At 70.3% G+C, this 22,217-nt stretch carries 18 protein-coding genes; 7 read left to right on the plus strand and 11 right to left on the minus strand.

What is annotated here, in order from left to right; genetic code table 11:
• Window positions 1-141: 141 nt before the first annotated feature.
• On the minus strand, window positions 142-708 hold the full coding sequence (locus ACFYRX_RS18335; RefSeq protein ID WP_389100693.1) for a TetR family transcriptional regulator: 567 nt from the start codon (window positions 706-708) through the stop codon (window positions 142-144).
• A 98-nt stretch (window positions 709-806) separates the two neighbouring features.
• Here ACFYRX_RS18335 and ACFYRX_RS18340 point away from each other — a divergent pair, with 98 nt between their 5' ends.
• Window positions 807-2,054, plus strand: coding sequence for an MFS transporter (locus ACFYRX_RS18340; RefSeq protein ID WP_389100695.1), 1,248 nt, complete (start codon window positions 807-809; stop codon window positions 2,052-2,054).
• A 264-nt stretch (window positions 2,055-2,318) separates the two neighbouring features.
• On the opposite strand, the gene ACFYRX_RS18345 is transcribed toward ACFYRX_RS18340, so the two are convergent.
• The 9 genes from ACFYRX_RS18345 to ACFYRX_RS18385 form a co-directional block, all read right to left on the minus strand.
• Complete coding sequence (locus ACFYRX_RS18345) at window positions 2,319-3,128, minus strand: carboxymuconolactone decarboxylase family protein (RefSeq protein ID WP_389100697.1); 810 nt, start codon at window positions 3,126-3,128, stop codon at window positions 2,319-2,321.
• The gene (locus ACFYRX_RS18350; protein ID WP_389100699.1) at window positions 3,121-4,596 is read right to left on the minus strand and encodes an aldehyde dehydrogenase family protein; all 1,476 of its coding nucleotides are present in this window, start codon (window positions 4,594-4,596) and stop codon (window positions 3,121-3,123) included. Before ACFYRX_RS18350 ends, ACFYRX_RS18345 begins: the two co-directional genes overlap by 8 nt.
• Window positions 4,597-4,634: 38 nt before the next feature.
• A complete protein-coding gene (locus ACFYRX_RS18355) occupies window positions 4,635-5,483 on the minus strand; it encodes an NAD(P)-dependent oxidoreductase (RefSeq protein WP_389100701.1) in 849 nt (282 codons plus the stop codon).
• A complete protein-coding gene (locus ACFYRX_RS18360) occupies window positions 5,480-6,259 on the minus strand; it encodes an SDR family oxidoreductase (RefSeq protein WP_389100703.1) in 780 nt (259 codons plus the stop codon). The genes ACFYRX_RS18355 and ACFYRX_RS18360 overlap by 4 nt, the downstream gene beginning before the upstream one ends.
• Window positions 6,256-7,041: an SDR family oxidoreductase gene (locus ACFYRX_RS18365; protein ID WP_389100705.1), complete on the minus strand. Its 786-nt coding sequence runs from the start codon at window positions 7,039-7,041 to the stop codon at window positions 6,256-6,258. The genes ACFYRX_RS18360 and ACFYRX_RS18365 overlap by 4 nt, the downstream gene beginning before the upstream one ends.
• Window positions 7,042-7,082: 41 nt before the next feature.
• Window positions 7,083-7,748 carry a TetR/AcrR family transcriptional regulator gene (locus ACFYRX_RS18370; RefSeq protein WP_389100707.1) on the minus strand — a complete coding sequence of 222 codons (666 nt, stop codon included), beginning with the start codon at window positions 7,746-7,748 and terminating at the stop codon, window positions 7,083-7,085.
• Between the two features lie 104 nt (window positions 7,749-7,852).
• Window positions 7,853-8,110, minus strand: coding sequence for a ferredoxin (locus ACFYRX_RS18375; protein ID WP_389100708.1), 258 nt, complete (start codon window positions 8,108-8,110; stop codon window positions 7,853-7,855).
• Window positions 8,110-9,303, minus strand: a complete 1,194-nt coding sequence (locus ACFYRX_RS18380; protein WP_389100710.1) for a cytochrome P450 — start codon at window positions 9,301-9,303, stop codon at window positions 8,110-8,112. Before ACFYRX_RS18380 ends, ACFYRX_RS18375 begins: the two co-directional genes overlap by 1 nt.
• A gap of 25 nt (window positions 9,304-9,328) precedes the next feature.
• Window positions 9,329-10,165, minus strand: a complete 837-nt coding sequence (locus ACFYRX_RS18385; protein WP_389100712.1) for a mycofactocin-coupled SDR family oxidoreductase — start codon at window positions 10,163-10,165, stop codon at window positions 9,329-9,331.
• A gap of 772 nt (window positions 10,166-10,937) precedes the next feature.
• On the opposite strand from ACFYRX_RS18385, the gene ACFYRX_RS18390 reads away from it, so the two are divergent.
• The 6 genes from ACFYRX_RS18390 to ACFYRX_RS18415 all read left to right on the plus strand — a co-directional run bounded on the left by ACFYRX_RS18390 (window position 10,938) and on the right by ACFYRX_RS18415 (window position 20,587).
• Complete coding sequence (locus ACFYRX_RS18390) at window positions 10,938-11,552, plus strand: TetR/AcrR family transcriptional regulator (RefSeq protein WP_389100714.1); 615 nt, start codon at window positions 10,938-10,940, stop codon at window positions 11,550-11,552.
• A 443-nt stretch (window positions 11,553-11,995) separates the two neighbouring features.
• Window positions 11,996-13,198, plus strand: coding sequence for a family 1 glycosylhydrolase (locus ACFYRX_RS18395; RefSeq protein ID WP_389100716.1), 1,203 nt, complete (start codon window positions 11,996-11,998; stop codon window positions 13,196-13,198).
• Between the two features lie 26 nt (window positions 13,199-13,224).
• Window positions 13,225-14,040: an SDR family NAD(P)-dependent oxidoreductase gene (locus ACFYRX_RS18400; RefSeq protein ID WP_389100718.1), complete on the plus strand. Its 816-nt coding sequence runs from the start codon at window positions 13,225-13,227 to the stop codon at window positions 14,038-14,040.
• A gap of 51 nt (window positions 14,041-14,091) precedes the next feature.
• The gene (gene uidA / locus ACFYRX_RS18405; RefSeq protein WP_389100720.1) at window positions 14,092-15,903 is read left to right on the plus strand and encodes a beta-glucuronidase; all 1,812 of its coding nucleotides are present in this window, start codon (window positions 14,092-14,094) and stop codon (window positions 15,901-15,903) included.
• A gap of 621 nt (window positions 15,904-16,524) precedes the next feature.
• Window positions 16,525-17,865 (plus strand): MFS transporter, encoded by a 1,341-nt coding sequence (locus ACFYRX_RS18410; RefSeq protein WP_389100722.1) that lies wholly within the window; start codon window positions 16,525-16,527, stop codon window positions 17,863-17,865.
• A 58-nt stretch (window positions 17,866-17,923) separates the two neighbouring features.
• The gene (locus ACFYRX_RS18415; protein WP_389100724.1) at window positions 17,924-20,587 is read left to right on the plus strand and encodes a family 78 glycoside hydrolase catalytic domain; all 2,664 of its coding nucleotides are present in this window, start codon (window positions 17,924-17,926) and stop codon (window positions 20,585-20,587) included.
• A gap of 771 nt (window positions 20,588-21,358) precedes the next feature.
• Here ACFYRX_RS18415 and ACFYRX_RS18420 read toward each other — a convergent pair.
• Window positions 21,359-22,078 carry a helix-turn-helix domain-containing protein gene (locus ACFYRX_RS18420; RefSeq protein ID WP_389100726.1) on the minus strand — a complete coding sequence of 240 codons (720 nt, stop codon included), beginning with the start codon at window positions 22,076-22,078 and terminating at the stop codon, window positions 21,359-21,361.
• Window positions 22,079-22,217 lie beyond the last annotated feature (139 nt).

Consider the following 22,217-nt stretch of genomic DNA (forward strand, 5'->3'; position numbering starts at 1 on the left):
GCGTGAGCACACCGGCGCCGAGGTCAGCTGGACCGTCGCCCATCGCGCCTTCGTCGCGCATCCCGGCTCGGAGGACCAAGTCCTGCTTATCGATGGGCAGTTACGAATCGGGACGCCCGACTCCTCCCCCTCGACAGGGCGCTACGCCTCGCCTTCAGTCGCTGTTGACAAGGCCTGGACCGCCTGGGTGACATCCGTACGGAGGTCGTCGAGGCTGTGGTCGGGGCCGAGCACCATGCGCCGCAGCTGCGGCATGGCGATGCTCCAGCCGGTCAGGGCAAGGGTGAAGAACACGCGGGCGCGGGCGTCGCCGGCCCGGCCGCCCGACGCCGCGGCGTCGATCTTGTCCTGGTAGTGGGCTGTACGGGCCTCCTCCGCGGGAACCGGCCGGTCGCCGATCTCCAGGGCCTCCCACATGACGAGCCGCAGGGCCTCGGGGTGGGCACGGTGGTAGTCGAAGAGACGCTCGGCGTAGGCGGGGAGATCCGCGCTGGGTGGTACGGCGTCGGCGAGGTCGGCCAACGCATGTTCCAGGACGACGGCGAAGAGCTTGTTCTTGTCGCCGAAGTAGTCGTAGATGGCGCGCTTGTTGGCCTTGGCCTCAGCGGCGATACGGTCCACCCGCGCACCGGCGACGCCGTGCGCGGCGAACTCCGCGGTCGCCGCCGCGAGGATGCGTTCCCTGGTCGCTGTGGAGTCGTAGGCCATGCATCCCATGCTAACGAACTGGTTCGTTTGACGTATCAAAGGTGGTCGTGTCAGGGTCGAAATTCGAACCATCCAGTTCGTTCGGTTGGAGATATGTGATGTCCCGGAACGATCCGCCCTTTCCCGAGTCGCCGGGCATGGGGCGCAGGCTTCCCCTCCTCATGGCGCTGGCCTGCGGTGTCAGCGTCGCGAACGTCTACTTTCCGCAGGCCCTGACCCCGCTCATCGCCGACGGTCTCGACATCTCTCCGGCGACGGCGGCGGTCGTGGCGACGGTGACCCAGCTCGGCTACGCGGCCGGGCTCTTCCTGCTGGTTCCGCTCGGCGACCGCCTGCCGCGCCGTCCGCTGATCACCGGACTGCTCATCGTGACCGGTCTCGCCCTGCTGGCCGCAGGTCTCGCCCCGGCCTCCGGTCTGCTGCTCGCGGCCGGCAGCGTGGTGGGCCTGGCGACCGTGGTCCCGCAACTCCTGCTCCCCATGGCCGCGGGGCTGGTCGAGCCGGACCGGCGTGGCAGTGTGATCGGCACCCTGCAAGCCGGACTGATCGGCGGCATCCTGCTGGCCCGCACCTTCGGTGGCGTCCTGGGCGAGCACCTGGGCTGGCGTGCGCCGTACCTGGTCGCCGCCGCTCTGACCGCGCTGCTCGCCGTGGTCCTCGGCCTCGCCCTGCCCAGCACCGCCCCCGCCGTGCGGGACCGCTACCCGACCCTGCTGGCCGACACCCTGCGCCTGCTCCGCGACGAGCGGCAGCTTCGGCGTTCCGTGTTCTTCCAGGTCACCGTCTTCGGCGGGTTCAGCGCTGCCTGGACAGCGCTGGCTCTGCTGATCACCGGCCCCCGGTACGACATGGGAACCCAGACCGTGGGCCTGCTGGCCCTGATCGGCGCAGGAAGCATGTTCTGCGCGCCGACGGCCGGCCGCTGGGTCGACCGGCTCGGCGCCGACCGGTTGAACCTGTGGTGCATCCTGGCCGCCCTCGCCTCGGCGGCGGTGCTCACCGCGGGTCTGCTGGGCGGAGCGCCGGGGCTCGTGGGGCTGGCCGTCGGGCTGCTGCTGCTCGACGTGGCGGTGCAGTGCGGCCAGGTCGCCAACCAGGCCCGCATCTTCGCCCTCCGGCCCGAGGCTCACAGCCGTCTCAACACCGGCTACATGACCTGCGCGTTCCTCGGTGGAAGCGCCGGTTCATGGCTCGGCACGCGCGCCTACACCGCACTGGGCTGGGGCGCCGTGTGCGCGCTGATCGCCGTCACCGGGATCATCGCGCTCGCCGCGTACGCGACCGACCGCCCCGGGCGCTACGGCGGCCAGAGCGACCGGCTCCAGTCGGTTGCCTCCACCCGCTGAGCACCGGCGCGACCAGCGCCTGATGTACCTGTGCCGGCCGTAGGCACGCCCAGGCCCCTGGGTGAGAGGCCGGGTGGTAACTGCCGTATGGGTAAGCACAGTTACCAGGCTTCAACTGCGGCCGGTGTGTTGGCGATCGGCCGAGAACGTCAACCCGAGCGGCGGGCGAACTCGTACCTCTCCCCCGCAGACCGAATCTCGCACACCGTCTTCGGGGCGACCGGAAGTACTCCGTTGAACGTCGGCGCGGGCTCGGGCTCCCCGTCAGCCGGGCCTCTTGGACCACGCCGCCTCGACGGCATCGGCGAGGGCTTCTCCCTTGGCGAAGCCGTAGTACGCGGCGAACTGCAGCACGATCTCATCCATCTCCTCCTTGGTGACGTCGCCGGAGTGGAGCGCGGCGGTGACGTGCGACTGCAGCGGGACGGGCGAGTCGTCGAGGGCGACGCACGCGACGGTGATGATGCGGCGTTCGCGACGGGTCAGTCCGGGGCGCTGCCACACGTGACCGAAGACGAAGCCGAGGATGCCGGCTTGCCGGTACGGCGAGTTCGTGGGCGGTGCGGGGAGAAGGTTGACGTCCGTGAACTCCTCGGCGCCCCGCTTGAGTCGCTCGTCCCAGGCGCCGGGACCGAGCGTGTCGTTGCCCAACTGGGGCCAGGGCGGCGTCTGTTCGCCGCGCTCACGATGGATGCGGTCCCACTGTCGGGCGACGGCGCCCTCCAGGTGGGAGGCCTTGGGCCAGCCGCAGTACACCGCGAAGTGCAGGACGAACTCCAGCATGGGTTCCAGGGCGATGTCGCCGGACGCGAGTGCCGCGTGGACGTGGTCCTCGATGGGCTGGGGTGCGTCGGCTGCGGCCACGCAGGTCAGGGTGGTCCAGCGGCGGTCCCGGCAGCTCAGGCCGGGGCGCGACCAGACCTCGCCGTACAGGAAGTCGCGTGAGGCACGGCCGAACGGGGTTCCAGCCGTGGCCGGTTGGCGGTCGGGGAGCACGTCGGTCAGGATCCGCACTGCGGGGTTGTCGTTCATCTCGGTCTCCTGGGGCGGGAGTTCGGGCGGGTCGTCACGCACGGATGAAGACGTTCTTGGTCTGGAGGAACTCGTACAGGCCCTCCTTGCCGCCTTCTCGTCCGTAGCCGCTCTGCTTGTAGCCGCCGAAGGGTGCGCCCGGGGGCTGACCCGAGGCGCCGTTGACGAGGACGGTGCCCGACTGGAGTTGCGGGACGACGCGTTGGACGCGGGAGACGTCTCGGGTGTGCAGGGCGGTGCCGAGGCCGTAAGGGGTGGAGTTGGCCAGCTCGACCGCCTCGTCCTCGGTCTCGAAGGGGATCAGGGCGAGCACCGGGCCGAAGACCTCGTCCCGGCCGACCTCGCCGTACGGATCGACGTCCGCGAGGACGGTCGGGTCGATGAAGTAGCCGTCACGGTTGTCCGGGGGCAGGGTCGAGGGGTCGGTCGCGTGGCCGCCTATGACGACGCGGCTGTCCTTCGCGGCGCGTTCGACCATGCCGAGGATGCGTTCGTGCGCTGCTTTGCCGATGACCGGGCCGAGGGCCGTCGCCTGGTCGAAGGGGTCGCCGACGCGGAGGGCTGCGGCCGCCGCGCCGGTGGCGGTGACCACCCGGTCGTACACCTCGCGGTGGACCAGCATCCGGGTGGTGAGGTTGCAGCCCTGGCCGGAGAGGGTGAAGCAGGAGCGGACGGTCTCGGTGACGGCCTCGTCGAGGTCGGCGTCGGCGAAGACGATGTTGGCCGTCTTGCCGCCGAGTTCGAGTACGACGGGCTTGAGGGTGTGGCGGGCCGCGTCGAGGATCTTCTTCGCGGTCGGGATGCCGCCGGTGAAGGAGATCTTCGCGACGTCGGGGTGGCGGACCAGCCGGTCGCCGGCTTCCGGGCCGCCGGGCAGGACGTGCAGCACGCCCGGGGGCAGCCCGGCCGCCAGGGCGATCTCCGCGAACCGGGCCACGGTGAAGGGTGCCAGGTCGGGAGCCTTGACCACGACACAGTTGCCGGCCGCGAGCGCGGGGGCGACCTTCATGCCGACCGACATGATCGGGCCGTTCCAGGTCAGGATGATCCCGACGACGCCGTACGGCTCGGGCACGGTGTAGTCGAGGCCGGGCACCACGCGGGGGCTGGGCGGGATGGTGGCGCCCTCCAGTTTGTCCGCCCAGCCCGCGTAGTAGCCGAACCAGCCCGCGCTCAGATGGGCCAGGGCCGCGGAGGTGCGGATGGGCACGCCGAGTTCGAGGGCGTTGATCCGGCCGAGCTCCGGCACGCGCTCCAGCATCAGCTCCTCCACGCGCTGGAGGATGCGGCGGCGTCGGTCCGGGGACATCATCCGCCACTCGGGGAAGGCATTCTTGGCCGCCGCGACGGCCGCGTCGACCTCCTGCGGCCCGGCGAGCAGGACGGTGCCGTTCGTGCGGGCGGTCGCGGGGTTGACGTGGTCCTGCGGACCGGCGGAGGTGCTGTCGAGCCAGGTGCCGTCGACGAGGGGGCCGGTGGTGCCGAGGTCATGGGACAGGGACGTGGTCATGTCGGTGCCGCCTTGGGGTCGTCCGGGTGGGGCGGGGGTCAGGGCGCCGGGCGCCGGCCCAGCGTCGCCAGGGTGTGGGTGGTCAGGTCCGCCAGGGTCTGGGGCCGGGTGGCACGGGCCGTGTCGGCGACATCGAGCAGCAGGCCGACGTCCTTGTGCAGCAGGGGCAGGGCCTGCCGCAGTCCGTCGGTGTTGAAGCCGGAGGCGGCGAGGATGGCCGCCGCACGGCTTCCTCCCGTGCCGTGGGCCAGTACCTGCGCGACGGCGGCCCGGTCGATGCCGAGGCCGTCGGCGAGCGCGTAGGTGTCCAGCGCCAGGCCGACCTGCGCGGTGAACACGAAGTTGTTGAGCAGCTTGGCGAGTTGGCCGCTGCCCAGCGGTCCGAGGTGGATCACCGGGTCGGCGAAGGCGCCGAACACCGGGCGGCACCGGGCGACGTCCGACTCCCGTCCGCCGGCCATGACCAGCAGCCTGCGCTGCCCGGCGGCGCCGCCGCCCCCGCTGACCGGGGCGTCCACGACGGCGATCTCCCGCTTGGCGGCCTCGTCGGCGACGCGCCGGCAGGTGTCGGGGTGGACGGTGGAGTGGATGGCGATGACCCCTCCGGGAGCCATGCCGGTCAGTACGCCGTCGGGTCGCAGCAGTACGTCCTCGACGTCCGCGTCCGCGACGACGCACAGGCACACGAGGTCGCTCGCGGCGCCCAGGTCTGCCGGTGTCGCGGCCACAGTGGCGGCCGTGTCCGCGAACGCGTCCGTCGACGTTCGGCGGCGCGCCCACAGCGTCAGGGGGAAGCCCTCTTCGGCGATCCGGCGGGCCATCGGCGCACCCTGGCTGCCCAGTCCGATGAAGCCGACCCGTGTGGTGGGTGCGTTCGCGCCGGTCACAGCCGGGTGACCCAGCCGCCGTCGACGCTGATCGTCTGTCCGTTGATCCAGGCGCCGGCCGGGGAGGCGAGCAGGAGAAGGGGACCGAGGAGGTCTTCGGCGGGGGCGGACTTCTTGCCCGGGATGGCGGCGGCCAGGGCGGCGCGTATGGGGTGGTCGGCGGGGAGGCTGCGCATCCCGGGTTCGTTCTCGACCAGGCCCGGCGCGATGGCGTTGACGTTGATGCCGTGCGGGCCGAGGGAGCGGGCGAGGCCGACGGTGACGTTGACGAGGGCGAGTTTGCTGACTCCGTAGATGCCGCCGCCCATGAAGGCGCCCGCGGAGACCTGGTTGATGATCCGTCCGCCGCCACGTTCGACCATCGACGCCTTGACCGCGCCCGCGCAGACGACGGCGCCGAACACGTTGACGCGCATGACCCTGTCGAACCAGTCCTCGGGCAGGTCCAGGATGTCGACCTGGGGGATTTCGGCCATCAGGGCGGCGTTGTTGACCAGGATGTCGATGCCGCCGAAGGCGTCGGTCGCCTGCGCGGCCATGTCGGCGGCGGAGGCGCGGTCGGTGATGTCCACCCGCACGCCCAGTGCGTGCAGGCCGTCGGCGGCGAGAGCCTTGGCGGCCTGCTCGGCGCCTTCGCCGTTGAGGTCCGCGAGGACGACGGAGGCGCCGGCCTCTGCCAGTGCGCGGCCGTAGACCTGGCCGATGGCACCGGCGCCGCCCGTCACGACGGCGACCTTGTCGTCCAGGCGGAGCCGGTCGATGGTGCTGCTGCTCATGGGGCGTCCTTCGTCAGACGGGACAGGTAGGCGTCGACATCGGCACCGTGTTCGCGCAGTTCCTCGGCGGCTTCGGGTGCGGTGAGGATGAGGAAGCGGTCGTGGGTGACGCCCTCGGCGACGAGTTCTCCGACCGAATCGGCGTCCATGACAGGGAAGTTCGGGCCACGGGGCGGCGCCGGTTTCCCGTAGAAGGCGATCTGCTCGACGATGTTGGTGGAGACGCCTGCCGGGCACAGGCAGGAGACGCCGATGCCGCGCGGGCGCAGGTACAGGGCGAGTGCCTCGGACAGTCCGACGAGGGCGTGCTTGGTCGCGGTGTACGGCAGCCGGTCGAACCCGTAGGGCAACAGGCCTGCCGTGGAGGCGGTGTTGACGATATGGCCCGATCCCTGCTCCAACAGGTGAGGCAGGAATGCGAGGTTGCTGCGGACGACGCCCAACAGGTTCACGTCGACGACACGTTGCCAGGCTTCCAACGGGATGTCCTCGACGGGTCCGACGGCGAGGATGCCGACGTTGTTCATGACCAGGTCGATCCGCCCGAAGCGGTCGAGGGCCAGCTTCCGGACCGCCTCAAGGTCGTCGAGGCTGGTCACGTCACAGGCCGCGGGGACGGCCCGGTCACCGAGTTCACCAGCGACCGTTTGGGCCCGTTCGTCCACGAGGTCGGTGACGACCACCCGCGCGCCGCGCCGGGCGAAGGCGTGGGCGGCGGCACGGCCGATCCCGCTGCCGGCACCGGTCACCACCGCCACGGCGTTGTGCAGATCGATGCTCATCGGACGCTCGCTCCTCCGCTCGCGGGTGGGAATGCGGGTGTTCAGGGGTACAGCGGCAGGGCGGGCTCGCTCGGTCCGCTCTCGCCCAGCACGACCGCGGTCGTGGCGGAGAGCGGGGCCTGGAGGAAGCCGACCAGGCCGTCCAGCAGGTCGCCGACGTGAACGGCGAAGGGCAGCACGCTTCCGCCCCGCGTCCGGGTCCGCTCACGTTGGGCGGCGGCGTGCACGCCGAAGGCGAGAACCTGCGCGATGCGGTGACCGCGCAGCGGTTCGGGAAGATGCGGAAGGAGCGCGCCGATCCGCTCGACGAAGTCGGTGGTGGGCTTGGCGAGTTCGGCCGGGAGACTCTCGAAGAGATCCCGGCGACCGTGTTGCTGAAGCATGGCGACGAAGCTGAGATAGTGGCTGCCCTCCTGCTCGCCCTGTTCCAGGACGGGCAGGATGTGGCATTCCACCCACGCTCGGAGATCACTGGGGTGCCGGCGGGCCACCAGCAGCCGCCGCCGCTCGTTCAGGTCCGGCAGGCGGTACTCGAAGATCTCCTGGACCAGGCGTTCCTTGGATCCGAAGTGGTACTGCACCGCCGTGTTGTTGCCGTTCCCGGCCGCGGCGCTGATCTGGCGCAGGGACACCCCTTCGAGGCCGTGGACGGCGAAGAGCCGCTCGGCGGCCAGGACGATCTGCTGTTTCACGGACGGTTGCACCACGGCAGCAAACCCCTTGGAGATTCTTGTCATGCAGGGTGGAAAATTCTATTTCCGAATATCAGGGATCCATTTGCGTCGTGGCGTGAAAGCAACTTCCTTGACCGTCAGCCGACGGACCGGGACGACGGAGCGGCCGAGGGCGGGAACACCCGCTCACCGCTCCTGGCGTCGGCTATCCCGATGGCCTCGATCGGGCAGGACTCGGCGACTTCCAGCACCTCTTCAGAGGCCGGCAGGCTCTCGGACCGCGCCCGTCCCTGTCCGTCCTCGTCGAGCCGGAACTCCTCCGGTGCGGCTGCCACACACAGGCCCGTGCGGACGCAGACCCGCTTGTCGACCGTGACGGTCCAGCGGTCGGCCATCACCGGGCTCCTTCGACGACCAGCGGCAGGGTCTTCCAGCCGCGCACGGTCGAGGTCTGCGCCAGTTCCGCCTGGTCCCAGTCGACGTCCCAGCCGGGGAACAGCTGCAGGAGTTCCTCCGCCGCAATCCGGCCCTCCAACCGGGCCAGGGCGGCTCCCAGGCAGTAGTGGGCGCCGACACCGAAGCTCATGTGCTGGCTGACCCGGTGGATGTCGAAACGGTCCGGATCCTCGAAGCGCCTGGGGTCACGGTTCGCGGCCGCCTGGACGAACAGGATCGCGCTGCCCGCCGGCACGGTACGGTCGTACAGCTCGACGTCCCTGGTGACGTATCGCGCGGTGAACGGGCCGGTCGGCTCGAAGCGCAGGATCTCCTCGATCGCGTTCGGGATCAGGGACGGGTCGGCGGCCAACTCCCGTCGCGCGTCGGGGAATCGGGCCATGAGCGCACCGAACCAGCCGACGAGGCGGCCCGTAGTCTCGTTGCCGGCGCCGGCGACGACCGTGCAGTAGGTGAGGACCTCTTCGTCGGTGAGGGTGCGGGTGACGCCGTTCTCGTCCTCGAACTCGGCGGTCATCAGCTCGGTCATGAGGTCGTCGGAGGGATGCTTCTTGCGCCACTCGATGTAGTCCCTGAAGGCGTCCGTGCTGAGGATCTCCTCGTGGTTGATCTTTCCGCCGTCCTGGGTGCCCAGCGTGTCGTCGGTGTAGTCGCGGATGGCGGGCTGGTCGGCCTCCGGGATGCCCAGCAGCATGCCGATCACCCGCATCGGCATCTCCGCGCCGACGGCCTCGACGAGGTCGAACCGCCCTGCCCCGGTTACCGGTTCGAGGGCCCGGCGGCAGAAGGCGCGCACGCGCGGTTCCAGGGTGGCGATACGGCGGGGTGTGAACACCCGGGCGAGCAGGCGGCGATGGATGTCGTGGACGGGCGGATCCTCGAAGATGAGAGTGCCGGGCGGGAGCTGGATGTCCGCCTGGACGATCTCCAGGATGTCCCCGCGCGCGGAGGAGAAGGTCTGCCAGTCGGCGAGACCGCGCTGTACGTCGGCGTAGCGGCTGACGGCATAGAAGTTGTGCTCGGCGTTGTGGTACAGCGGCACCTCTTCGCGGAGCCGGGCGTACAGCGGGTAGGGGTCGCGGGCGAGGGCGGGGTCGTAGGGGTCCCAGTAGATCGTGTCGGTGGTCGTCACGGACACAACTCCTCTGCTGTACGGCTCACTTGAGCAGGGCGCCGGCGTCGATGGGCAGGGTCACGCCGGTGATGAAGCGGGCCTCGTCGGAGGCGAGGAAGAGGACGGCGTTGCTGATGTCCAGCGGCTCCACCCACGGGGTGGGAAGCATGTGCATGCCCTGCGAGACGGCCGCGAAGTCGTCGACCGTGGGGTTCTCCAGGTCGGGGCGGAACATGCGGTAGGTGGCCTCGTGCATCACCATCGGCGTGTTCACCTGGGTGGGGTGCAGGGTGTTGACCCGGATGCCGTGCGATCCGAGCTCCCCTGCCATCGTGCGCATCAGCCCCACCACGCCATGCTTGGCGGCGATGTAGTGACCGATGTTCGCGTATCCCTTCAGACCGCCCACGGAACTCGTCAGGATGACCGAGCCGCCCCGGCCGCCCGCCACGATGTGTGGGGTGGAGACCTTGGCGGACAGCCAGACGCCGGTCAGGTTGACGTCGATCATGTCGCGCCAGGTCTTCTCGTCCATCTCGTCGAGAGTGGCCCCGTCGCTGCCGAGCCCGGCGTTGGCGACGACGATGTCCAGACGCCCGAACTCGGCGACACCGTCGTCGACGGCGGCCTTGAGCGCGTCGTGGTCGCGTACATCCGCCTGCACGGCGTGGATGCGACGGCCCAGCTTCTGTACCTGGTTGACGGTCTCGTCCAGGTCCTCGGGCGTGGACATGGGGAAGGTGACGCCCTCGAGCTGCTCGCAGACATCCACAGCGATGATGTCGGCACCTTCTTCCGCCAGCCGTACGGCATGACTGCGCCCTTGACCACGGGCTGCTCCGGTGATGAAGGCGACCTTGCCCTCGACTCGTCCGGGCATGACTGACCTCGATTCGTGAGTGAGCTGGAGTGCGGCGAGTTGGGTGGCACGGGCGAGAGGCCGGCCGGACGCGGCGTCAGCGGCCGTCGGGGACCAATGCGAGGAGGAGCGGTGCGGCGAGCGCTGTTTCACGGACGGTTGAACCACGGCAGCAGACCCGTTGGAGATCTTTGTTATGCAGGTTCGAGAATGCCATTTCCGTATGGCAGGAATCTAGTTGCGCGGTGGAGTGAAGTCAACTGCCTTAACAGTCAGTCAATGGATCGGGACGGCGGAGCGGCCGAGGGCAGGAACATCCGCCCCCCACCGTCCGTTTCCGCGATGCCGACGTCCTCGACCGGGCAGGACTCGACCCTCCCCGGCACCGGCTCGGACGCCGGGAGGGCCTGCGTCGGCGCGTCGACGAGGAGCGGGAGCGGGAGCGGCAGATCATCCTCATCACCGCGAGGAGACCCGGGCCGAACTCGCCGCGCCTCGAACACCACCGCGAGGCGCATCCGCAAGCGCTCACCCATCAGGCCCGCGAAGACGGGCCGAGCTGCCGCCCGAGGAGTCCCCGACCGTGCCACTCACACTGACGACGACCCTCGGCCGGGCCATCATGATGAGAACACGACGGGCATGACGGCTCGTCACACGGAAGCCCTGACCTTCGCGGAGCAGTCCCTCCAGCGCTACGAGGATGACGACGCGGAGACTTAAGGGTGCGCGCGAATCACATTCTGATCAGTGGTAGATCTTTGTTCGCGTCGTCGAGGAGGGTGAGCACACCGTGGATCAGGCAAAGGCACGTGGACCGTACGCCAAAACACCGGCCCGCAGGGCGGAGATCGTCCGCGCGGCCCGCGGCAGCTTCGCCGAGCACGGATACGCCAAGGCCTCCCTGCGCGACATCGCGGAACGGGCCGGCATCACCCACGCCGGGCTCCTGCACCACTTCCGCAACAAGGACGAACTCCTCGCAGAGGTGCTCGCCGACCGCGACTCCGAGGAGTGGCAGCGGGGCCTGGACGAGGTCGAGCGACCGGACCAGCTCGGCCCCTACCTCGCCGAACTCGTCCGCCACCACCAGAAGGCCCCCGAGCTGATGCGGCTCTGGATCGAGCTCGCGGCGGCGGCCTCAAGGCCCGATCACCCGGCGCACACCTACTTCGTCGAGCGTTACGAACGCAGCCGCGCCCAGTTCGTCGACGGATTCCCGGACGAGGCGGCACGCGGGAGGCTTCGTGAGGGCGTCAGCCCCGAGAGTGCCGCGGTCCTCTTCCAGGCCGTGCTCAACGGGCTCCAACTGCAGTGGGTCCTCGACCAGGACCTCGACATCGTGGGGCCTGTCACCGACTTCGTCCGACTGCTGTTCACCCGGGACGACACCGTCGACGCCGTGTGATCGGTCCCGGACAAGGCCCAAGAGCGGCCGAGCCGTGCCGCAGACGCTCATACAGTCGGTGTCACCCAGCACCGCAGCCCGCCGAAGGGGCGCTCCCGCGCCCCTGAACGGCCCTGGGCCCTTGTACACAGTTCGAACGCAGGCACGGTGAGCATCTCCCGTGCGGAGCACCCGCGTCGTCGGCGCGGCACGGACGCGGCGGCGCTAGGCGACGGCTATCGGCCACCCAGCGGGACAAAAACCCGCCCACAAATGTAACGCTCGGGTTACGAAACCGCCCCACACTCTTCCTTCCCCCGCGATCCCGGTTTACGTTCCAGCAAAAACCAACCACTTGGTAAGTGTTGGCGCTGGGGCACAGCCCCGCCCGAGCACGCATCGACGGTCCGGCTGCCCGAGCGCCGCCGGACCGTCACTTTCGTCAGTCAGGAAGGCAGTCGACGATGACCGAACTCGCTCCCGGATTTCTCTGGGGCGCATCCACGGCACCGCACCAGATCGAGGGCAACAACCTCAACAGCGACTTCTGGGCGAACGAGGGACGCATCCCTGGCATGGAGCGCAGCGGCGACGCCTGCGACAGCTACCACCGTTACCGCGAGGACATGCGGCTGCTCGCGGACGCCGGCCTGAACGCCTACCGCTTCGGCATCGAATGGGCTCGCGTCGAGCCCGTCCCCGGCCTGGTCTCGCGCGCCGAACTCGCCCACTACCGGCGCATGATCGAGACGGCCTTCGAGCTCGGCCTGACCCCGGTCGTGACTCTGCACCACTTCACCAGCCCGCTGTGGTTCTCCCAGGAGGGCGGCTGGCTCGGCGACCGGGCCATCGACAGGTTCCGGACCTACGTCGAGGCGGTCGCACCGATCCTCGAAGGCGTCGAATGGGTCGTGACGATGAACGAGCCGAACATGCTGGCCATCATGGTCGGCATGGCGCGGGCCTTCCAGAACCCGCAGGCCGACGGGGAGTGGCAGAGCCCCACCCTCGACAACGAGGGCCCGCGGCCGCCGCTGCCAGCCCCCGACCCGGCCATCGGCGCTCGGCTCGTCGAGGCGCACCACGCCGCGCGGGAGGTGCTGCGTGAGCACACCGGCGCCAAGGTCGGCTGGACGGTCGCCAACCGTGCCTTCGTCGCCCGTCCGGGCTCGGAGGAGAAGAAGCGGGAACTGGAGCGCACCTGGGAGGACCTCTACCTGGAGGGGTCGCGCGGTGACGACTTCGTGGGCGCGCAGTCGTACTCCAGCCAGTGGGTCGGCCCGGACGGCATCGAGCCCTACCCTCCGCACCCGGACAACACGCTCGTCGGGAGCGCCTACCGGCCCGATGCCCTGAGCATCGCGGTACGGCACACCGCCGAGGTCACCGGCGGCCTGCCGATCATGGTCACCGAGAACGGCATCGCCACCGGCGACGACACCCGCCGTATCGCCTACACCGGCGAGGCACTGGAACACCTCGGCAAAGTGATCGCCGACGGCGTGGACGTCCGCGGCTATCTGCACTGGAGCCTGCTCGACAACTACGAGTGGGGTCACTGGGCACCGACGTTCGGCCTGGTCGAGGTCGACCGCGAGACGTTCGAGCGCCGCCCGAAGCCCTCTCTGGCCTGGCTGGGCGAGACCGCCCGCCGCGGCCGGATCTGACCACACCGACGCACGGAGGACACGCCATGCAGGTATCCGTACCCGACGTCTCGTCGAAGTCCCTGGCCGAACTCGTCTCGCTGACCGGGCGGCGCGCCGTCGTGACCGGCGCGAGCCAGGGGCTGGGCCGGGCCGTCGCCGAGCGGCTGGCCGAAGCGGGAGCTCACGTGCTCGTCGCGGACATCCGCGACGAACTCGCCACCGCCGTCGCCGAAGACCTCAGCACCCGCGGGCAGGGCCGGGCCCTGGCCACCCGCCTGGACGTCACCGACCCCGACAGCGTCGTGGCCACCGCCGACCTCGCCGTCCGGGAACTCGGTGGGATCGACATCTGGGTGAACAACGCCGGGATCTTCCCCAGCGTTGCCGCCCTGGAGATGTCCGGCAAGGCCTTCGACGAGGTGTTCGCCGTCAACACCCGCGGGGTCTTCCTCGGCTCCAGGGAAGCGGCGCGCCGGATGAGCGAGGCCGGACACGGGGGCGTCATCGTCAACGTCGTCTCCACGGCCGGGTTCCGTGGCACGGCCCCCGGGCTCGCCGCGTACGTCGGCTCCAAGCACGCGGCGCGCGGCCTGACCAGCCAACTCGCCCTGGAGTTCGCCCCGTTCGGCATCCGCGTGCTGGGCGTCGCACCGACGTTCGTACCGACCGAGGGAAACCTGGCGGCAGCCGCCGCGGCCGGCGTGGACTCCGAAACGATCATGTCCGTGATGCAGCCGGGCCCCCTCGGCCGGCTCGGCGTGCCCGACGACGTCGCCCGGGTGGTGCTGTTCTGCGCGAGCGACCTCTCGGCCTTCATGACGGGCAGCACGCTCCTCGCGGACGCCGGAGAAACGGCTTGACGCGCGCCGCCCCGACCACCCCGACCGCTCCGATCACCCGGTAGGAACTCCATGCTCTCGCCCCGCACCACCCCCACCCGCGATGTCGTCGGTCTCGACGGCCTGTGGCGGTTCGCTCTCGGCACCCGGGCCGGCGCCGCCCCCTGGGCCTCGCGCCTCGCCCCGCCGCTCGAAGTCCCGGTGCCCGCCAGCTACAACGACCTCTTCGTGGACCCGGAGATCCGTGACCACGTCGGAGTCGTCTGGTACCAGCGCGACGTGCGCGTGCCGCGCGGCTGGACGGGTGAGCGTGTGATCCTGCGCTTCGGGTCCGTCACTCATGCCGCGCAGGTCTATGTGGACGAACGGCTCGTGGCCGAACACACCGGCGGCTACACACCGTTCGAGGCAGACCTGACCGGCGTCGTCGAGCCGGGCGCCGAGTTCCGGCTGACCGTCGGCGTCGACAACCGGCTGACAAACCTGACCATCCCGCCCGGCACCGTCACGACCGGCCCCGACGGCCGCGAACGGCAGTCGTACCTGCACGACTTCTACAACTACGCGGGCATCGCCCGCCCGGTGCGCCTCTGCAGCACGCCGACGACGTTCGTCGAGGATGTCACCGTCGTCACCGGGCAGGACGGTTCGGCCGGCACCGTCGGCTACCGCGTGGAGACCGCCGGTGTGCACGCCGAGACGGTCGCCGTGCGGGTGCGCGCGGTGGACGAGGCCGGCCGGACCGTCGCGGAGGGAGCGGGCCACGAGGGTGTCCTGCGTATCGAGGACGTCACCCTCTGGCAGCCGGGCGCGGCCTACCTCTACGACCTCGTCGTAGAACTGGCCGTGAACGGCGAGACCGTGGACAGCTACAGCCAGCCCTTCGGTGTCCGGACCGTCGAGGTACGCGGCAGCGACTTCCTCATCAACGGGGAGCCGTTCTACTTCACCGGCTTCGGCAAGCACGAGGACACCCCGGTCCGCGGCAAGGGCCATGACGACGCCTATCTCGTCCACGACTTCCAGCTCATGCAGTGGACGGGCGCCAACTCCTTCCGCACCTCCCACTACCCCTACGCCGAAGAAGTGCTGGACTTCGCCGACCGGCAGGGCATCGTCGTCATCGACGAGACCGCCGCCGTCGGCCTCAACCTGGGTGTCCAGGGCGGACTGACCGGCGTTCCCCCGACCCCGACCTTCGCGCCGGAGAACTTCGGCGGGACCACACGGGACGTCCACGCCCAGCACCTGCGGGAGCTGATCGAACGGGACAAGAACCACCCGAGCGTGGTGATGTGGTCGCTCGCCAACGAACCCGCCTCCAACGAGGACGGCGCCCGCGAGTACTTCGAGCCGCTGGTCGAACTGGCCCGCAAACTCGACCCGACCCGTCCCCTCACCTACTCCGCGGTCATGTTCGCGACACCGCAGAACGACCAGATCGGCGACCTGTTCGACGTCCTGAGCATCAACCGCTACTACGGCTGGTACCTGTTCACCGGCGACCTCGCGACCGCCGAGGGATACCTGGAGCAGGACCTGCGCGGGTGGGTCCAGCGCTTCGGCAAGCCCGTCATGATGTCCGAGTACGGTGCCGACACCCAGCCCGGCCTGCACTCCGTCTGGGACGCCCCGTGGAGCGAGGAGTACCAGAGCGACTTCCTCGCCATGTACCACCGCGTCTTCGACCGCATCCCCGAGTTCGTCGGCGAGCACGTGTGGAACTTCGCCGACTTCCAGACCTCGCCCGGCATCCACCGTGTCGACGGCAACAAGAAGGGTGTGTTCACCCGCGACCGGAAGCCGAAGTCGGCCGCGTTCGCGCTGCGCCTCCGCTGGCAGGGCCTGGAAGGCCGCAAGCCCGTCCAGAACACGGCCGACTGACACCTCACAGGCCGGAGGGACGCGGCCTCGTCCTCGGCGCGACGACCCGGGAGCCGCCGGGCCGGACGATCCGCACCGGCGCTTCCCACCGCGCACGGACGATCCGCGCCGGCACACTGCACCGAACCGGTCACTGACGGCACGGACCCGGCGACGCGGGGCGTGCGTTCTGCCGTCCTGCCGACCCCGTCCGTACCTTCATCACACCGGTGCGGACACGCGGCCCGACGACCGTAGTGGCGGGCACCGTCTCCGCCCACCGTGAGCGGCAGGGCCCAGCGTTACCCCGTGACGGGACCCGTCGGCGGTACGGCGTCGACCGTACCGCCCACATCCCGGCAGCCAGGACCGCTTCGTTCCACCGCTCCCGTCGCTCCTCGGCCGGACCTGATCGAACCACCGCTCCACCAGGGCAACTGCCATGCGGCCGGTGGTCCGACTCGCGCACCCAGCCCGGGCGAGCCCGGTTCCGCGCGCCCGCCCACCCCATCTCCCCATCTCCCCGCACCGGCGCAGAGCGGCCCTCCGTGCGAAACCGCCGCGGCCGAAGTACCCCGCCCTGGCGGTACTCCCCCGGCGGCCGCCGCCGCGCCCTGCGACCATGTTGACGAAGGAGTCTCCATGCCTCACGACGACCGGGACGTCAGGGTGGTGCTTCCCCCATCCACGGCCTCACCGCAGGACGCCGACCAGGCTCCCGCCCCACCCGAGATCGAGGCACCGCCGCTGCAGCGCGTCGCCAGGGGCTACCTCGTCTGGCTGATGATCGCCAGCTTCGGTGGCTCCCTGGCCCTGATGGTCCCCCTCGCCTACTCCCTCGCTGTGCGGATCGACGATCTCGCACCCGGGCACGAGGAACGGCTCGGCTACGTCACCGGGTCCGCGCAGTTCGTCTACCTGGTCCTCAGCCCCCTGATCGGCCTGTGGAGCGACCGCACGCGCTCCCGGCTCGGCCGTCGCACCCCCTTCATGATCGGCGGCGCTCTGCTCGGCACCACCGCGCTCGTCGGGGTCGCCCTCGCGCCGTCGGTCCTCCTGCTGGGCCTGGCCTGGGTGGTCGGCATGATCGGCTGGGCGACCGCCGGGCAGGCGATCCAGAACGTCCAGGCGGACCGGGTGCCCGAGGAGCAGCGGGGCCGGATCTCCGCCCTGACCAGCGTCATGACCCAGATCGCCCCGGTGCTCGGCATCGGCCTCGCCTACGCGGTGGCCTCCAGCACGTTCCTGGTGTTCCTGGTCCCGGGCGTCCTGGGTGCCGCCATGGTGGTGCTCTTCCCCGTACTCAAGCCCGAGGGCGACTCCCGCGCACTGGTACACAGCAGCGGTGTGACGCTGAAGGGCATGGTCGCCAGCTACGGCTTCAATCCACGCAAGTACCCGGACTTCGGCTGGAACTGGCTCGGCCGCTTCGTCTTCTTCATGGGCCTGTACTTCAACACCACCTTCGGCACCTTCTTCTACGCGCAACGGCTCGACCTGCCCGTCAAGGAGGTCGCCGGGATCGTGGCGGTCATCGGGACCATCGGCGTGGTGGCCGCGGCAGGCGGCGCCATCGGGGGCGGCTTCCTCTCCGACAAGCTCGGCCGGCGCAAGCTGTTCGCCCTGATCGGCTCCACGGTGTTCGTCGCCGGGGCCGTCACCGAGGCGTTCGCCCGCTCACTGCCCCAACTGGTCGTCGGCGCGGTGCTGATGCAGTTCGCCATCGCCGTGTTCAGTGCCGTCGACCAGGCGATCGTGTTCGCGGTCCTGCCGGACCGGGCCCAGGCGGGCCGGTACCTCGCCGTCGTCGGCTTCGCGCAGAAGATTCCCAGCGCCGTCGCCCCGCTGATCGCCCCGCTTGTCATCACCCTGGGTGTCAGCGCCGGCGGTGAGAAGAACTACACCCAGCTCTACCTGCTCGGCGCGGTCCTGGCCCTGGTCGGTGGCCTCATCGTCAAGTTCAAGATCAGGTCGGTCCGATAAGGGCGTTCCCTGGCCGTCGCCCCCGAGAAGCGTCCTCCGAGTTCAGAGAAGGCACATCATGCGCAACGCTCCGTTCGACCTGGGCATCGACAGCGGAGGAGACGACTTCCCCGTGTCGGGACCCGCGCCCCGGCTGTCGTGGAGGCCACCGTCCGACACAGCGCGCCCGGTGGCGTACGAGGTGCGGTGCACCGTCGACGGCGACGCACGGGCCACCGTGACCACCGCCGTGGGCGGGCACCGGTTTCTCCCCTGGCCGTGGGCGGCCCTGGACAGCGGCCGCCGGGTGGCCTGGCGGGTCCGGGCACTCGCCACCGACGGCGACTCGCCCTGGTCGCAGTGGCACGCGTTCGAGAGCGGTCTTCTGGACGCCGACTGGCGTGCGCACTGGATCAGTCCCGCCGAGTCCGCGGATCGCGGATACGGCAGACGGCCCGCGTACATGCTGTCGACCCGGTTCCCCGTACCGGCCGGGGTGCGCTCGGCACGGCTGTACGCGACGGCACTCGGCGTGTACGAGGCGTACGTCAACGGCGAGCGGGCGGGCAGCGCCGAACTCTCGCCCGGGTCCACCTCCTACGACCGTACGCTCCACGCCCAGGCGTACGACGTCACGGCCGCCGTCGTCACGGGCGACAACCGGATCGAGATCCTGCTGTCCGACGGCTGGTACCGAGGCCAGGTGGGTGCCTTCCGCCAACCGGCCGGCTGGGGCACGGTGCCCGGCGCGCGGGCCGAACTGCACCTCGTGCACGAGGACGGCACACGGCAGGTCGTCCGCACCGACGGAACGTGGACGAGCACGGAGTCGGCCATCACCCGGGCCGACCTCATGGACGGACAGACCACCGACTTCCGGGCCGGACCGGGCGTCGAACACCCCGTCCTCGTGAACCAGGTCGAGGCACCCCCGGTCACCTGGTCGGAGGGACCGCCGGTTCGGATCGTGGAGTCACGCCCCGCACAGTCGGTCCGGCAGCTCAAGGACGGGCTGTGGATCGCGGACTTCGGCCAGAACGCCTCCGGCTGGATCAGCCTCGGCGACCTCGGCCCGGCCGGCACCCGTACCGTCATCGACTACGGCGAACACGTGGGCGCTGACGGCGACCTGACGACCGCTCACCTGGACGCGACCCGGCCGGGGCAGGCGCCGATCCCCTTCGTCCAGCGCGACGAGGTCGTGTCCGCGGGCCGCGGCGAGACGTTCGAGCCGCGCCACACCGTGCACGGTTTCCGCTACACCCGCGTCCGCCGCGACGGTGCCCCGCTCGACCCGGCGAGCCTCGTCATGCGGGTCGTCCACTCCGACCTGCGCCGTACCGGCACCTTCGCCTGCGGCCACGAAGACCTCGGCCGCCTCCACGACATCGCCGACTGGAGCTTCCGCGGCAACGCCGTCGACGTGCCAACCGACTGCCCGACCCGGGAACGGCTCGCCTGGACCGGCGACTACCAGGTCTTCGCCCCCACCGCGACGCGCCTGTACGACGTCCTGGGTTTCAGCCGCAAGTGGCTGCGCTCCGTGCGCGACGACCAGCTGCCCGACGGCCGGATCGCCAACTTCTCGCCCGACGGACGCCGTATCAAGCACCACCTCGACGACCAGTTCGCCATGATGACCGGCTCGGCCGGGTGGGGAGACGCCGTCGTCGCCGTTCCCTGGGAGCTGTACGAGTCATACGGCGACCGGGAGGTTCTCGCCGAGAACTGGGAGGCGATGGTGGGTTGGGTGGAGTGGGCGCTCACGACCGCCCGCACCGCCCGCCATCCGTCCCGGATCGAGCGCTCGACCGAGCCGCTGCCGCACGAGCGATACCTGTGGGACGGCTCCTTCCACTGGGGCGAGTGGACCGAACCGAAGGAGAGGGCGGCGGACGGCACCCGTATCGACCCCGTCCAGAGCGACCCCGTCGCCTGGTTCATGGCGGACAAGGGCGAGATCGGCACAGCGTTCCTGTACCGCTCGACGGCGACACTCGCCCGCATCGCGCGAGTGCTGGACCACACCGAGGACGCGGACCGCTACGCCGCGACCGCCGAGCGGATCCGCGACGCCTGGCGCACCGAGTTCCTCTCTCCCGACGGACGTACCACCGGCGACATCCAGGCCGGCTACGTGCGCGCGCTGGACCTCGGACTGGTTCCCGACGCGCTGCGCGAAGCCGCCGCCGCGCGTCTGGTCGAGCTGATCCGCGCGGCCGGCACCCACCTCACCACCGGGTTCCTCGCGACCGGAGATCTGCTGCAGGTCCTCGCCGACACCGGACACGCCGGCATCGCCTACGAGTTGCTCCTCCAGCGCACCGCACCCTCCTGGCTGTACATGCTCGACCGGGACGCGACCACCATCTGGGAGGACTGGGAGGGCATCGACGAGACCGGCACCGCCCACGAATCCCTGAACCACTACAGCAAGGGCGCGGTGATCCGCTTCCTGCACACCCACGTCCTGGGACTACGGCAGACGCCGGGATCGATTGCCTGGGAGTCCTTCGAGGTCGCACCTCTTCCGCACCCGTCCGTGCCGTGGGCGCGGGGCACGCACGAGTCCCCCCAGGGCACGATCGCCGTGGAGTGGCGGACGGCCGGCGACCGGCTCACCGTCACAGTCGACGTCCCACCGGCCACCACCGCACGCATCGTCTTCCCCGACGGCACCGCCGTAGAGCCCCTCGGCTGCGGCAGTTTCAGTGCCACCCGTCGTATACGGGAGGCGGATTGAAGATCCACCGTGTCGGACCTCAAGGTCGTCTGCCTCGGCGGTGATCACGGATCCTCGGATGCCTGCACGCGGATATGGCAACCCCCCACGATCCGCACGGGAGGTACGCCAGGTGACCCACGACACCGCACCGGAATTTCGCGCGCTGATCACGGCCCGTGGAGCCGAACTCGATCTGCTGGCAGAGAAGTTGGGCGGGCAGCTTCAGGAGGTGCGCGACGAGCTGGAGGAACTCGCGGTCACCGGGCGGGTCGCGCGTCGGGCAGCTGAGCAGTTGCACGCCGAGGCGGAGGGGAAGGCGCGCGCCGGCCCCCGGGCAGGTCGCGGGCCGTGTCGTGCCGCTGGTGCCGCCGCACGAAGTCGGCGCCGACGAGACGGTCCTGCCCGAGGACTACCAGCGGATCATGGACGTGGTACGGCGGGGGGCAGGCCGGTCATGGTCAAGCAGGTCTGCCCCGAGCCGGGGATCTCCACCGAACCGGCGCGCTCGGAGGCGATGCGTGCGAAGGGGAGCAGCCCTCGCCCTCCGGCTGGCCGTCGGCGGCTTCCCGAGCGACGGCTGGACCGGCAGGGGGGTCCGGCACCCGCGTGCGGCGATCTCTCCCCCTGCGAAACTGCACATCCGTGCAGGTCGGAGTCGTTCGAACTGCCACCGCCGCCAAGTCTGTCGACCTGGTGCGCAGCGACCTCGATCGCCCCTCCGCACCACGGACTCCACGCCGGCCGCGAGATCACCCGAGGACGGCTCGGACTGAACAGCAGCACGGCTGGTCACTCACCGTGCGGGAGTGTTTCCGCGTCCTGGCAGGTGGGCTGGCGACCGTCAGCACCTGGTGCGTTCTGGACCGCGAGAATACGGACGCTGTCGCGGTCACCGAGGGCACGCCAACGGTGCGGTGTGCCGCCGGGGTAGGTGAGACTGTCGCCGGGGCCCAGTCGCTCGACCCGCCGACCGCCCGGGGCCTGGATGTCGATCTCTATCTCTCCGTCCACGACGTAGAGAAACTCGTCGCCGGGGTGCTCGTAGTAGTCCTGGAAGTCCGGGTGCATTCCGCGGTATTCGACCGGGTGGAGACGCAGCGGAGCGGTACCGAGCATGCGGGCGACGCCACCGTCCTTCGACACCGCCACCCCGTCCTCGTCCCCGGCACGCGTCACTCGGATCGCGGTGCCGGGGGCGGCCGGCGCCACGGCCTGGACGAACAGTGCCTGCTGAGTGGTACCTAGGGCGCGGGCGATGCGGTGCAGCGAGGACATGCTGGGCCGGGTCAGGCCCCGTTCGAGCTGGCTCAGGAAGGGGTGTGAGAGCTCCGCGAGCCTGGCGAGCTGGACCAGGGTCAGTCCGCGCTCCTTGCGCACCCGCCGGATGACGGCGCCGAGTTCGGTCTGCAGGGCGGCATCGCTCGGGCCGCCGGCTTCCGCAGCCGTGCCGCCCGACGCGTCCGCGCCGGTGCGTGAGGAGGAGGAGTCCGAGGTGGTCAGCTCTGGCATGGGTGGATCCTAAAGGGCTCGGCCGGCTCGATGGACTCGGCCGGCTCGGTCGGCGGGCGGTCGAGGTGGGGAGCGGGGAGGTTTTACCCCTGTGAAACAAGCACCTCCCTATGCTGAATGTTGATGATACGAACATTAC

The sequence above is a fragment of the Streptomyces sp. NPDC005374 genome (assembly GCF_042872225.1).
GTDB lineage: Bacteria > Actinomycetota > Actinomycetes > Streptomycetales > Streptomycetaceae > Streptomyces.